Annotated in this window: 13 protein-coding genes; 5 read left to right on the top strand and 8 right to left on the bottom strand. The window is 63.9% G+C overall.

The window, feature by feature from the left end; translation table 11 throughout:
* Positions 1-9: 9 nt before the first annotated feature.
* Positions 10-717 (bottom strand): NUDIX hydrolase, encoded by a 708-nt coding sequence (locus HMPREF2757_RS08420; protein ID WP_070575390.1) that lies wholly within the window; start codon positions 715-717, stop codon positions 10-12.
* Positions 718-828: 111 nt separating this feature from the next.
* Between HMPREF2757_RS08420 and HMPREF2757_RS08415 the strand changes: the two genes are divergently transcribed.
* Both HMPREF2757_RS08415 and HMPREF2757_RS08410 read left to right on the top strand, forming a co-directional pair.
* Entirely contained in the window at positions 829-1,287 is a 459-nt protein-coding gene (locus HMPREF2757_RS08415) for a MaoC family dehydratase (protein WP_070575248.1), read from the top strand.
* A gap of 177 nt (positions 1,288-1,464) precedes the next feature.
* Complete coding sequence (locus tag HMPREF2757_RS08410) at positions 1,465-2,001, top strand: hypothetical protein (protein WP_070575246.1); 537 nt, start codon at positions 1,465-1,467, stop codon at positions 1,999-2,001.
* A gap of 172 nt (positions 2,002-2,173) precedes the next feature.
* Here HMPREF2757_RS08410 and HMPREF2757_RS08405 read toward each other — a convergent pair whose 3' ends face one another.
* The 5 genes from HMPREF2757_RS08405 to HMPREF2757_RS08385 all read right to left on the bottom strand — a co-directional run bounded on the left by HMPREF2757_RS08405 (position 2,174) and on the right by HMPREF2757_RS08385 (position 6,861).
* Positions 2,174-2,410: a YtxH domain-containing protein gene (locus HMPREF2757_RS08405; RefSeq protein ID WP_070575244.1), complete on the bottom strand. Its 237-nt coding sequence runs from the start codon at positions 2,408-2,410 to the stop codon at positions 2,174-2,176.
* A gap of 66 nt (positions 2,411-2,476) precedes the next feature.
* The gene (locus HMPREF2757_RS08400) at positions 2,477-3,574 is read right to left on the bottom strand and encodes a YihY/virulence factor BrkB family protein (protein WP_070575241.1); all 1,098 of its coding nucleotides are present in this window, start codon (positions 3,572-3,574) and stop codon (positions 2,477-2,479) included.
* 98 nt (positions 3,575-3,672) lie between these two features.
* A complete protein-coding gene (locus HMPREF2757_RS08395; protein WP_070575238.1) occupies positions 3,673-4,623 on the bottom strand; it encodes an electron transfer flavoprotein subunit alpha/FixB family protein in 951 nt (316 codons plus the stop codon).
* 33 nt (positions 4,624-4,656) lie between these two features.
* A complete protein-coding gene (locus HMPREF2757_RS08390) occupies positions 4,657-5,448 on the bottom strand; it encodes an electron transfer flavoprotein subunit beta/FixA family protein (protein ID WP_070575387.1) in 792 nt (263 codons plus the stop codon).
* 168 nt (positions 5,449-5,616) lie between these two features.
* Positions 5,617-6,861, bottom strand: coding sequence for an acetyl-CoA C-acetyltransferase (locus tag HMPREF2757_RS08385; RefSeq protein WP_070575235.1), 1,245 nt, complete (start codon positions 6,859-6,861; stop codon positions 5,617-5,619).
* A 249-nt stretch (positions 6,862-7,110) separates the two neighbouring features.
* On the opposite strand from HMPREF2757_RS08385, the gene HMPREF2757_RS08380 reads away from it, so the two are divergent.
* Genes HMPREF2757_RS08380 through HMPREF2757_RS08370 form a run of 3 tightly spaced genes read left to right on the top strand, consistent with a single transcriptional unit; the run spans position 7,111 to position 10,528 of the window.
* Positions 7,111-7,704 carry a TRAP transporter small permease gene (locus HMPREF2757_RS08380; protein WP_070575232.1) on the top strand — a complete coding sequence of 198 codons (594 nt, stop codon included), beginning with the start codon at positions 7,111-7,113 and terminating at the stop codon, positions 7,702-7,704.
* Positions 7,701-9,227 (top strand): TRAP transporter large permease, encoded by a 1,527-nt coding sequence (locus tag HMPREF2757_RS08375; protein WP_070575229.1) that lies wholly within the window; start codon positions 7,701-7,703, stop codon positions 9,225-9,227. Before HMPREF2757_RS08380 ends, HMPREF2757_RS08375 begins: the two co-directional genes overlap by 4 nt.
* Positions 9,224-10,528, top strand: a complete 1,305-nt coding sequence (locus HMPREF2757_RS08370) for a type 2 periplasmic-binding domain-containing protein (protein WP_256278293.1) — start codon at positions 9,224-9,226, stop codon at positions 10,526-10,528. The genes HMPREF2757_RS08375 and HMPREF2757_RS08370 overlap by 4 nt, the downstream gene beginning before the upstream one ends.
* A 64-nt stretch (positions 10,529-10,592) precedes the next feature.
* Here the strand turns inward: HMPREF2757_RS08370 and HMPREF2757_RS08365 are convergent, their stop codons facing one another.
* Positions 10,593-12,239 carry an ABC transporter ATP-binding protein gene (locus HMPREF2757_RS08365; RefSeq protein WP_070575223.1) on the bottom strand — a complete coding sequence of 549 codons (1,647 nt, stop codon included), beginning with the start codon at positions 12,237-12,239 and terminating at the stop codon, positions 10,593-10,595.
* Entirely contained in the window at positions 12,239-13,174 is a 936-nt protein-coding gene (locus HMPREF2757_RS08360; protein ID WP_226829312.1) for an ABC transporter permease, read from the bottom strand. Before HMPREF2757_RS08360 ends, HMPREF2757_RS08365 begins: the two co-directional genes overlap by 1 nt.
* Positions 13,175-13,176 lie beyond the last annotated feature (2 nt).

Genomic DNA, 13,176 nt, shown 5'->3' with positions numbered 1-13,176 from the left:
CGACACCCCTTAGAGCCCATACTTCCTATGGTGTGCGTCATCGGGTGCGCTGCTGTCCGGACGGTCCGGCACTATGCGCCGCCCAGCGCTGATCTCGGAAGGGTCACCGAGTTCGTGAACTGAGCGCAGCAGCGTATACGTGGGCCGCCACAGGCGAATGTCCCCGGCATAGAACTGCTCCAGCAGATTCCCGGTGGAAGACCACCGGCCGACAGAAGCCTCCGTCGTCGTGTTCTGCAGCTGAAGATCAGATGCGTCGAGTGCGTAGAAAAACGTGTCAAAACGGCGCGGATAGCCCGGGGGAGTGGTCCACACATCCCACGGCACACAGGCCTCCGGTGCGGCTGACGCACCCGTTTCCTCTTCCAGTTCCCGCAGTGCGGCGGCCAGCAGAACCGCCGCCGGAAGTGCTGCGTCCTGCCCGGGCTGATGTCCTGCGGAGCCGGGCCCAAAACTCAAATCCACCGCCCTGCCCCACAGCCGAGCATGCTCCTGCGCAACCGGGCAGCGGGAGTCGGCGGCGCCTCGTGCGAAGTCGACCGGATCAACCCGGCCGCCCGGATAGGCGACGACCCCGGCAGCGAAGTCCATGCTCTTGCGGCGGTGCTGAACAAACACCTCAATTCCGCCGGCGCGACTGCCGCGCAGTGCGAGCACGCTGACGGCAGGCCGAATGGATGCCGGCGGCCCGGCGCTTGTCAGAGATGTGTTCGCCATGGTGACCTCCTTGTCGACGCCATCATAATTCGCCGGTGCGCCCGGCACGGTCGGTCCTAGTATGGAAACGTGCGGCACACAGGGGTGCCGCACAGAGACAAAGGAGGAGCGATGCTCGAAATCCACGGCCTGAAAGGCCTTCAAGACAACGTCGGCAGAGTTCTCGGGTCAAGCGGCTGGATCACAGTCGATCAGCAGCGCATCAACGCCTTCGCCGATGCGACCGGCGACCACCAGTGGATCCACGTTGACGTTGACCGCGCAGAGGCGGGACCCTTCGGGGCCCCCATCGCCCACGGCTTCCTGACGCTGTCGCTCATTCCGCTGCTGTCCTCGGAAGCCGTCAGCGTCACCGGCATGAAGGCGAAGATCAACTACGGGTGCAACAAAGTGCGCTTTCCCAGTCCGGTCCGCGTGGGCTCGCGACTGCGCGACACTGTCGAACTGACCGAGGTGAACGTCAAGAGCTCCGGCATTCAGGTGGTCATGACCCACACAATCGAAATCGAAGGTGAGGAGCGTCCCGCCTGCATCGCAGAGGCCGTTACCATCATGATCCCGGAGGGCTGAGACGCGGGCCGGACCCAGGCCCACGACAGACTGGGCCCGTGGGTGGAATATCGGACTGGGCGGGCGCTTTGGCTGGTAGGGGCCCTGGTACTGAAATCGTAGGACCCTGGGTGCGAACTGCTTGAAAAGAGTGTTCTGGGTCTCTCTATTGCTCCTGGGCGAGGCTATCGTCCCAATATGAAACTTTTCATTGGCAGCGGCCCAATTCCCACCCGGTCCGGCAGCCACCCGCTCTTCTCTGAGGCAGCGCCCGACGACTTCTTCGACCCGTCGGTGCGCGGGGGCCCATTCGCAAACGGGCCCGGACTGGAAGCTCTGCAGAAACTTGAAGAGTGGTATGACGCCGGAGGGTCTGATGGGCAGATCTTCGATGTTCTCAGTGAACTCCCCACGGTCGGCGTAATCGACCCAGACGTATGGCAGCGCGATCCCACCCTGCTCAAAGAGCAGATCGAAGTGGGTCTGGTGGACCGCAATGCCTTCCAGGCCGAAGCGCAGGCACGCACCGCCGTGGGTGTTGGGCAGTTCAAGATCCGCGGTGGAATGACCGCAGAAGCCCTCAGCCTGGCTAAGTCAGGAGTCGGAGGCCAGCTTGTGGTCGCCATGGTCGACGCAGCTGATCCCGGAACGGGACAGAGCCTCGATCCGGCGATGATCGCCACCCTAGGAGCTGTCAACCGCGTCGTGCAGGCCGCTCGACGCATCGAGCTCTGAACAACACCGTACGGGAGAAAAGCCGCACGGCAACGCCAGACGGCGTTCGGGAGTGCGGCCGTGCCCACTGATTCTTTTCAGCGGCACTGAGCTCTTCGGCTGTCCGTCCCAGCACAGAAAAGCGGGCGGGAGGCGGCCAGTGACCGCGCTCCACACCCGCTGAGAGAGAAGATCAGCTCTTGCGGACCTTCTCGACGCTTTCGCGCACGGAGTCCTGAATCTTCTCGGCTACTTCCGGGCCCTGTTCGCGGACCGTTTCAGTGACCTGCTGAACGCCGGCCTGGACATCGGGGCTGTTCCACACCTTTTCGGCTTCGGACTTCAGCTTGTCGTAGGTCTGGCGTCCGCTGCGGGAACCGAGCACGAATCCAACAGCCAGTCCGGCCAGAAGTACGTAGCGCTTCTTCATTTTTCACTCCTGTTGTAGTGGGCGACCTCTTTCAGTCTAAAGCAGAAATCAGCCCTCGCCCGGGTGCTAATCGTGACTTCGCCCAGAGCCGAATCGCAGCCGCAGCTTCTTGAGTCGATGCAGGGTGGGGTCGGCGAGGAACGACGCGTATTCGACCTTTCCGACAGTGCGGCCCTCCGAGCGGCGAAGCTGCGCTCCCAGATACGACAGCATGAATTCACGCCGCTCCACACCTATGATCCGGCCGGTGGCCTTCGGCGGCAGGAGGATGTCGGCTTCGGCGGGAATGCCGGACTGCAGGCGCCTGGCCCGCAGCATTTCACAGTCGAACTGGATGCCGAAGACCAGCGCCAGGTTCGTCAGCCACAGCCAGGTGAGCAGCACAAAGGGAATCGACAGAGCGCCGTAGGCGGACGCCAAGCCGACCGTGATGACAAAGAAGTACACGGCGGCGGTCAGCAGCAGCCACGCGGCAAGAGCCACACCCGCGCCGACTGTGAGCGGATTGCGCTGTGGTCGTTTGACATTGGACGTCCACGCGCCCAGCACCGCAATCGTGAAGAACATGAACAGAACAATCAGCGGGAACCGTGCGACTTTCCAGGCGAAGAGTGCCGAATCGGGAACATTGAAGAACTCCAGCCAGTCCGTCCGGCCCGTCAGCAGACCGAAGATCGCAATGATCAGCGGAATCAGAAGCAGGGTCACGAGAAATGACTGAAACCGCAGCGCCCACCAGGCGCGCCCCTCGCTGACTTCGAAGACATCGTTGACCATCAGGCCGAAAGTGCGCACATAGCGGCCGGCAGACCACAAAGACAGAACGATGCCGCCTATGAACACGGGAAGGTTGGCAGAAGACCGCGCCATGGACATGAGAGGTTCGTACAGGCTCTGCAGGCGCGACCAGCCCGTCGCCTGCTGAAACACCTGGAGGATCGCCTCGACCGTTGCCGGGCCCTGGCCGAACACCGTCAACATGGAAATCCCGGCGCCGAGGGCCGGGATGACAGACAGAAGAAAGTAGTAGCTGAGCGTGGCAGCCGAATCCATGCGCCGGTCGTCGCCGAAGCGCTGAATTGTCCGCGCCCAGGCATAGGCCCACGAGGTGCGGGTCAGCTTCGCCTTTGTGCGGCGGGGAAACAGATCAGTACGGTCAGGCACACGCCCCACTTTACCCGCGCGTCACACAAGCGGGCAGAAACGGCGACGGGCGCCTCGTCAGAGAAGACGAGGCGCCCGTCGGCAGAGCGGCAGTCACATCACTTGCGTGCGTTGACTGCTTCCGTGGCCTGCGGCAGAACGGTGAAGAGGTCACCGACAACGCCGTAGTCAGACAGTTCGAAGATGGGAGCTTCGTCGTCCTTGTTGATCGCGACGATGTTCTTCGAGGTCTGCATACCCGCACGGTGCTGAATAGCACCGGAAATGCCGGCTGCAACGTACAGCTGCGGGGAGACGACCTTGCCGGTCTGACCGACCTGCGAGGAGTGCGGGTACCAGCCGGCGTCCACAGCGGCGCGCGAAGCACCCACGGCAGCGCCGATGGCGTCGGCGAACTGTTCAACCGGGCCGAAGTCGCCGCCGGTGCCGCGACCACCCGAAACAACGGCAGCAGCTTCGGTCAGGCTGGGACGACCCGAGGAGGCCTTTTCTTCCACAGCGGTGATCTTGGCGGTCTTGGCTGCGTCTGATGCGGTGAAGTCAACAGCTTCGACAGCACCGGCGCCGGATGCTTCGGCAGCTTCGATCGAGTTGGGCTTGAGCAGGATGTGCGGAACACCCTTGATGACCTTCGACTTGACGGTGTAGGCGCCGGCGAACACCGACTGGGTGCCCTGGCCTTCGCCGTCGAGGTCCGAAACGTTGGTCATGACACCCGAACCGGTCTTCGCGGCCGAGCGGGCCAGGACTTCCGTGTTGTCGGCAGAAGCCGAAGCGAGAACGGCAGCCGGCTGACGCGATTCGACCAGCGAGGCGACGAGCTCGCCCTGCGGGGCAACGAGGAACTCGGTCAGCGAAGCGTCAGATGCGACGAGGACCTTGGCGGCGCCGTACTTGGCGAGGTCAGCGGCAGCGGTCTGGGCGTCAGCGTCCGAGCCGACGAAAACGGCGACGGGTTCGCCCAGCTGGGCGGCAGCCGTGAGGAGTTCGAACGTGGACTTCTGAACGGTTCCGCCCACGTGGTCAACGAGTACGAGTACTTCAGACATAAATCTTCCTTAGAGATTCGATATGGGCAGGGATCAGACGAGTTTCTTCGAGGCGAGCCACTCGACGAGCTGGTTTCCGCCTTCGCCTTCGTCGGTGACGACTTCGCCGGCCTGGCGCGGCGGGGCGGCGGCGATTTCAACAACCTCGGTGTACGAACCGGCTGCGCCGACTTCGCCTTCGTCGAGGCCGAGTTCGGAGAGCTCGTACTCTTCCAGGGGCTTCTTCTTAGCGGCCATGATGCCCTTGAAGGACGGATAGCGCGGGTCGTTCGTCTGGTCGGTGACCGAAACGAGAGCCGGCAGCTGCACTTCGACGGTGCGCGACGAGGTGTCGCCGTCACGGCGGGTCTTGAGCGTCTGGCCGTCGAGTTCAGCTGCCGAAACAACTGTTGCGGCGGGCAGGCCGAGCAGTTCGGCAACCTGGGTCGGGACAACCGAGGTGTTGCCGTCGGTCGATGCGAAGCCGGTGAGGATCAGGTCGACCGGGCCCTCTTCTTCTTCGACCTTCTTCACTGCGGCGGCGAGGACCTTCGCGGTGGCCAGTGCGTCCGAGCCCGCAATGGCGTCGTCGACAATGTGAACACCGGAGTCGGCGCCCATCTGCAGGGCCTTGCGGACGGCGTCGACGGCGTCGTCCGGGCCGACGGTCAGGGCGATGACTTCGGCGTCGTCCGCGTCTTCGGCAAGTGTCAGAGCGAGTTCGACGGGGTATTCGTCGATCTCCGACAGCAGGCCGTCGCTTTCGCGGTCGACGGTGTTGTCATCGAGGAATTCGGGATCGCCGGCGGCGTCCGGAACGTACTTCACAAAAGTAACAATCCGCATGGGGTTGTCATCCTTCCTGAGGATTCGCGGTTTCCCGCGATCTTCGGTTGTTCGAAGGTGCTGTTTCTTGATCGTATCAACCAAAAAACAAGGTTTTTCTTACCGTTTTGTCTAAATGAGCTGTGACGGGATCCTGTGGTGTGTTCCACATGTTTCCCGGGTGCTCCCTCAGATCCGCTCAAACACAGCGGCCAAGCCCTGTCCGCCGCCGATGCACATGGTTTCGAGCCCGAATCGAGCGTCGCGACGGTGCATTTCGTGCGCCAGGGTTGCTAGGATGCGCGCTCCTGTCGCACCGACCGGGTGGCCGAGCGAAATTCCGGAACCGTTGACGTTCATGCGTGCGAAGTCGCTGGATTCGGGTGTTTCGCCTTCTGCGGGGAACTCCCCGAAGCCCCATTCGCGGGTGACCGCGAGCGCCTGGGCGGCGAAGGCCTCGTTGAGCTCTATGAGGTCCATATCGGCAAGTCTGAGGTCGGCCCGGCGCAGTGCCGCTGCTGTTGCTGGGACGGGGCCGATTCCCATCCGGGTGGGGTCAACACCGGCCTGTGCCCAGGACACCAGGCGCAGCATCGGCGTCAGGCCGAGCTCGTCTGCCTTTTCCCGGGTTGTCACGATGCAGGCGGCGGCGCCATCGTTCTGGCCGGAGGCGTTGCCGGCTGTTACGGTCGCGCCGGTGTCCTGCCCGGCCATGATCGGCCGGAGTTTCCCGAGCTTTTCCGCCGAGGTGCCGGGTCGGATGTGTTCGTCTTGTGTCACCTGGTGTTCTGGGCTCTTGCGGCCTGCGGGGATGGTGATCGGCACAATCTCGTCGGCAAAGCGCCAGCCTTCGACGGCGGCTGCTGCCCGGCGGTGGGATTCGACGGCCAGGGCGTCTTGTTCTGCCCGGCTGATGTCGTAGTCAGCGCGGAGGTTCTCGGCGGTTTCGATCATGCCGCCGGGGACGGGATGGTTTTTGCCGCCGGCCGTGGTTCGACCGCGCGAGAGCCCGTCTTTGAAGCTGATGCCGGGTGTCTTCACCCCGAAGCGTATGTCTTCGGCGTAGAAGGGTGCGCGGCTCATGGATTCGGCGCCGCCTGCGATGACCACCGCGGATGCGCCGGTGGCGATTTCACCGGCGGCCAGGAGCACCGAGTACAGGCCGGACCCGCAGCGGCGGTCAACCTGTGAACCCCCGGCAGTCAGGGGCAGCCCCGCGTTGAGGGCTGCCACGCGGCCCAGTGCAGGGGCTTCCATTGTGGGGTAGCAGTGGCCGAGGATGACACTGTCAACGGCTTCGCCGGGCAGCCCGGAAGCGCTCATCAGTCCGGTGATGACCTCGGATGCGAGGTCTTCGACGGGGATGTCCTTGAACTGTCCGCCGAAGGCCCCGACCGCAGAGCGGACGGGTGAGCAGATCACGATGTCGGTCAATGAGTCCCCTTGGAAGGTGTGCTGTGTTGCTCCCCACAATAGAGGGCCGGGCAGCGCGGCGCGACACCGGGTTGAACGATCGTTTGAAACTGCGTGGAGCTGTCAGCTGCGCACCCGGTCTGATCTGCGGATTCTGAGTTCATGTGACTTTTCGTCGCAGATAAAAACCTTGTCGAAGATGTTCCGCCCGGCCTGTTTGTCTGAAAGGATGTTCCCAGTTTCCGTCGGCCGCAATGAAGGGGTCTGCGCATGGAACAGCTGTCGAAGCTGCTGGGCAGAGTGCTGAGCGTCATCACGGCACTCGTCATCGTCACCATGATGCTGCACGTGGTCATCAACGCACTTCTGCGTTTCTTCTTCTCCACTCCCATCTACGGCACAAATGAGATAGCCGGGTTCTGGTATCTGCCGGCTATCGCGCTTCTGGGCATACCCGTAGCCCAGCTGCAGCGCGAACACATTGTGGTGGCGCTCCTGCTGGACCGTATGAGTCCGCGAGCCGCAGGCTGGTGCATGCTGCTTGCGAATTCGGCCACCGCGGCGGTGTGCGCCGGGTTTGCGTGGTTCGGCCTGCAGCGCGCGCTTGAGCAGATGGAGCTCGGCGCGACCGCCGGGGTGACGACGATCATCACGTGGCCGGTGTTCTTCCTCCTGCCTGCCGTATTCGGGCTGATGACGCTCATCTGTGCTCTCGAAGCGCTCAGCTGCTTCCGCACAGTCCTGTCGGACGATCCCGAGCAGATCTACGTGTCGGAAGCCGACAGGGAAATCGCAGAGGCTGAGCACGCCGAAAACACCGAGCAGATTGAAGACGGCGCGAGCAGCACGGAGGTCCGGCCATGACAATGACAACACCCCTGCCGGAAAAGGCCGGCCGTCCGCGGATCAGCGCGGGGCCCGGCACCTCGTTCCTTCCGCGCAACACGCGCTTCCAGCCGCGCAGCATGGGTGTCATGCTCGTCGGCACAGCGCTGCTGGCTGGGACAGTTGCTGCCTTCTTCCTGTCGCCGACCGCGCCGATTGCCGGCGCGTGGTGCATCGCGATGATGCTCGTGCTGATGTTCTTGGGTGTTCCCGTGGCAGCAGCGCTGGCCATCCCGTCGATCATCGGCGTCTACGGTCTTTCCGGGATCCCCGCAACCGTCAACATCCTCGCCACGACCCCCTACACGGCCACCGCAAAATGGACCTATTCGGTGCTGCCGCTGTTCATCTTCATGGGCATGCTCCTGTCCCAGTCGGGGCTGACGCAGAAGATCTACCGGGCCACCGACCGGTGGTTCTCGTGGCTGCCCGGCGGCCTTGCAATCGGCACGACCGCGGCCGGTGCCGGTCTGTCGTCAGTGTCGGGTTCGACAATCGGCATGACCTACGCGCTGGGGCGGGCCGCGATTCCGGAAATGCTGTGCGCAGGCTACGACAAGCGGGTGGCACTCGGCTCGGTCATTGTCGCCGGTCTTCCCGGCAACCTCATTCCGCCGTCCATCCTCCTGGTGGTCTACGCCGGAATCGCCTCGGTGCCGGTCGGCCCGCAGCTGGTGGCAGGTGCTGTGCCGGGCCTGCTGGTCGCAGTGTTCGTCGCAACGTTCATCCTGGTGCTCGGCATTGTGTCGCCGAAGCTCGTCGGTCGGGGCAACGGCCCGGCTCCTTCTGCCACGTGGGCGCAGCGGCTGAGCTCACTGGGGGAGGTGTGGGGCTTCCCCGTCATCCTCGTAGTGCTGTTCGGCGGGATGTTCTCCGGGGCCTTCACCCCGACGGAAGCCGGTGCCGCAGCGGCTCTGACCGCACTCATCCTCACCCTTATCGAGCAGCGCGGGAACAGGCCCTTTGCCTGTGTTGCCCGGGCCGCGCTTGCCACCGTGAGTGCTTCTGCGGCGATCTTCTTCATCATGATCGGGGCCGAAATGCTCACCCGCCTGCTGGCCATTACCGGCCTGGCTGAAATTCTCACCGGCTTCGTCACCGGCCTGGGGCTCTCGCGCGTGGGCTTCCTCGTACTGCTCATAGTGGTCTACCTGGTGATGGGCATGTTCTTCGACACCCTGGCGATGATGCTGCTGACAGTGCCGATCCTGCTGCCGGCGGTCGAGGCGATGGGCGTGAGCGCGCTGTGGTTCGGGGTTTTCGTGGTGCTGCTCGGTGAGATCGGCATGATCACACCGCCGGTGGGAATCCTCTCCTACATCGTCCACACGATCGCCAAGAAGCCGGATGTCAACCTGGGTACCGACATAACCCTGGGCGATGTTTTCCGCTCGCTCGTGTGGTTCCTGCCGATCCCGCTGCTCTTTTTGATCTTTATGATCGCGTTTCCGCAGGTCGCCGAATGGTTGCCCGCTCTGCTCGAAACCGCAGGAGGACGATGATGACACGCTCCCGCACGATGAGGACGCTCGCCGCGGTCTGCACCGCTGGAGCGGTGGTCCTGACCGGGTGCGCCGGTTCGGTTGCCGGCGGCGCACTGTCGGGGCAGGGTTCGGGCACAGGCTACGCCTACGGGGCCTCCAGGGACGAGGTGCTCGAAACCATTGCAGACCTCCCGCCGGTCACGCTGACCTACCAGCCATCGGAAGCTTCGCCGAAGAACAAAGAGATCGCCTCGGCCCCGCGGTGGGTAAAAGAGGTAAGCGATCGCTCCGGCGGCAAGATCACCATCAAGATCATCTACGGACAGGCGATCGCAGGCTACGGCGAAGTGTTCGATGCCCTCTCCGACGGTCGCCTGGACCTGGCCTACACGCTGCCGGCCTATCTGCCGCAGGAATTCCCAGCAGCCAGCGCGGTTGGAGACCTGCTGTCCGAAGCCGACCCGTCGCCGTTTGTCGGCGAGATGGTCGCCAACGCAGCCTCAACCGAGATCGGCTGGGCTTCGGGCAAGGTTCTGGAACAGTACGAAAAGAAAGGCGTGTACCCGCTCAACCCGGTTTCTGCCTCGGGAAGCTATTCAAGCCAGTGCAATACGGACGGCTTCGGAATCGACGACTACGGCGGCCGGCAGATCCGCGTGGGTGCGCGCTCGCAGGTCGGCTACGTTCAAGCGCTCGGCGGCACCCCGGTGTCCCTTGACTACACGGAAACCTACGAAGCCCTGCAGCGCAAGACAATCGACTGCACGCTGGGACAGATGGTGCCGTCTGTGGAAGCCGGACTGTTCGATGTGGCGCGCTACACCGGATACCTGACCGACACCTCGGCTCCCCGGGCGGTGGGCGCTGTCATTGCCGGTCAGCGGTTCGCCACCTTGCCGCTGGCGTATAAGCAGATCATCTTCGACAGCTACGGCGGATCGTTCCAAGGCCAGATGGGCCGCTCCATCGGCGGCAATCACGAAGCCGTCAAGAAGATCCGCGCCCTGGGCGGAACAATCGAACCGCTGGAAAAGCCCCTGCAGGACAAGCTCAGAGGATTCAACCGGGAGCTTGCTGGCAGCGTGGAAGAACAGGGTCTGCTTGAAGAGGGAACCGAGAAGCGCTTTGCCGAAGTGCTCGAAAAGTGGCAGAAAAAAGCGGAGGAGCTCGGCTACGCCGACGGCGGAGACTTCGGCACTATGGACCAGTGGTACGACCCTGACACGGACTATGTGCCCTTCGGCGAAGCCGTGTACGAAGAGGTCATCCTGCCGCACCGGCCCGGCGGCACCAGCGGAAAAGAAGACGCGAAGTCCTGACTGAACGGCAAGGGGCGGTGTGCCAAGTGCACGCCGCCCCCTGCCGTTGCTTCGGTCGCTGCCCTCAGAGAGTGGGGACATCCTCCAGGAGGGCTTTTGTGTAGGCGTGCGAAGGTGAGCGGAACACCTCGTCGACAGGACCGAAGTCGACGATCTCACCCTTGTTGAGCACAGCAATGTCATCGGCGATGTGACGGGCGAGCGTGATGTTGTGGGTCACGAACAGCATCGCCAGGCCCCGTTCGACCTTCAGTCTGCGCAGCAGGCCGATGATCGAAGCCTGCACCGACACATCGAGGGCGCTTGTCACTTCGTCGCACACCAGCACGTTCGGCGCGTTGACGAGGGCGCGGGCAATTGCCGCGCGCTGGCGCTCGCCGCCGGAGAGGTCGCCGGGACGGCGATCGTAGAACGACCGGCCTAAACGCACTGCATCAAGGGCTTCTTCCACGTAGCCGCGGCGCTGCGCCGGTGAGAGGTCGCGGTTCATCTCCAGCGGAACCGTCAGAGACTCGCCGATTGTGCGCCGCGGATTGAGAGACGAGTACGGGGACTGGAACACGTACTGCAGACCCTGGAGCTGTTTGACCGATCGCTTGCGCGTGCTGTTCGGCAGGACCTCACCGTCCAGGCTCACCGAGCCCGTGTAGTGGTCGATAAGACCCGCAATTGAACGCGACAGCGTGGTTTTGCCGGAGCCCGATTCGCCCAGGAGCATGGTGCAGCGGCCCGGTTCGAGTCGCATGTCGATGCCGCGCAGCACGGTGTTCGAACCGTATGCGAGCTTCAGATCCCGGACTTCGAGCACCGGGGCGGGCGTGGACGGGGTCTCCGCGGTGGTGGGGATGCCGCCGCTGGCGGTGCTCGCCTCGGTTCCGCCGATGGTCTTTCGGCCCGCCAGGTCCGGCACCGAAGCCAGCAGCCGCTGAGTGTACGGATGCTGGGGGTCGCGCAGCACCTGTGAGACGGGTCCCTCTTCGACGATGTCGCCGCGCAGCATGACGGCCACGCGGTCTGTCACGTCGGCGACCACGGCGAGGTCGTGGGTGATGTAGATTCCGGCAACCCCGTGCCGCTTGGTCATCTGCTGGATGGTGTCGAGCACGTGCGCCTGTGTGGACACATCCAGCCCGGTGGTCGGTTCGTCGAGGATGAGGACATCGGGGAACAAGGCGAACGCCATTGCAATGCCGATGCGCTGCTGCTGACCGCCGGACAGCTGGTGCGGCCAGCGCTTCTGGTAATCCCTGTCCGATGGCAGCCCAACGTCTTCGAGGACTTCGGCAACACGGTCGGCCCGATCTTTCTCAGAATCGCCGTAGCCGTGGATGTCGAGGACTTCCCGGATCTGTTCGCCCACGCGGATGGCGGGATTGAGTGAGAGCGCGGGGTCCTGCGGAATGTAGGCGATCCGCTCGCCGCGCAGAAACCGGGTTTCGTCATCGGTGAGCTCTTCCACGACGATCTTCTCCCGGCCCTCGCGCGGTGGGTTGGGGTAGATCGTCGAAGTTCCGCCGGTCTGCACGAGCCCGGCGCGGAAGTGGCCCATGGCGGCAAGGCCTGCTGTGGTCTTGCCCGAGCCGGACTCTCCCACGAGCCCGAGCATTTCACCTCGGCGGACCGTCAGGTCGATGCCGTGGAGGATTTCGCTGCCGCCGACGGCTTCGACGCGCAGTCCGCGCATTTCGAGGACATTGGGGTGTGTCGTCATCACTGCTCCACATTCGTCGAGGCGGTGGCACGCGCAATTGCGTCCGCCAGCAGGTTGGTGCCGATCGTCAGAACCGCAATGGCGATCACCGACAGCAGAACGCCCCACGGCTGGACTGTCAGGGCGATTCGGTTTTCGTTGATCATCAGGCCCCAGTCGGCCTGCGGGGGCTGCATGCCCAGCCCCAGGAAGGACAGCGAGGCGATCGCGCCGATCGAATACGTCAGACGCAGGCCAGCTTCGACAGCCATGGGGCCGGTGATGTTCGGCAGGATTTCGCGGGCGATGATCTTCCAGCGCGGAACCGCGTACATTTCGGCTGCCCGGATGTAGTCCTCGCTGATGACGCTCAGGGTCGCCGAGCGGGCAACGCGGGCAATGCGGGGAGCGTGGGTCAGACCGATGATGAGCACGAGCACCCATCCGCGCGGGCCGGCAATTGTGATGGCAAGCAGCGCGAACACCAGCTGCGGAACGGCGAGGAACACATCGTTGATGCGCATGATGAGCGAATCCACAGTGCCGCCGGTGTAGGCGGCGAGCATCCCGAAGACCGCGCCGACGGCCAGGCCGAGTGCGGTGGCCAGCACCGAATAGATGAGCAGCAGCAGACCGCCGGCCAGGAAGCGCGAGCCCACGGAGCGTCCGAGATTGTCGGTGCCGAACAGGCCGTGGTCAGAGAAGGGCTGGCCGATGAACTCATAGGGTGTGACACCCGTGATGGGCGCTGCCAACAGGGGGCCCAAGAGTGCCAGGGCGATGACGGCGGCGCTGATGATCACGCCGATCTTGCCCTCTCGCTGGGCCCAGATGCGCTTGAGGACGTGCGGGGGGCGGCTGTGGGACTCTTTGATGTCGCCGTCGGCGTTCGATTCGCCCAGTGCCGCGTGTTCGAGCGCGCCGTCGGTCGGTGTGAGGTTCTGCGGAGCTGACATGT

Origin of the sequence: Brevibacterium sp. HMSC063G07 (assembly GCF_001810665.1) — a bacterium.
In the GTDB taxonomy this organism is placed as follows: domain Bacteria; phylum Actinomycetota; class Actinomycetes; order Actinomycetales; family Brevibacteriaceae; genus Brevibacterium.
The sequence above is the reverse complement of the archived record's forward strand: the minus strand, read 5'-3'. Positions and strand labels throughout refer to the sequence as shown.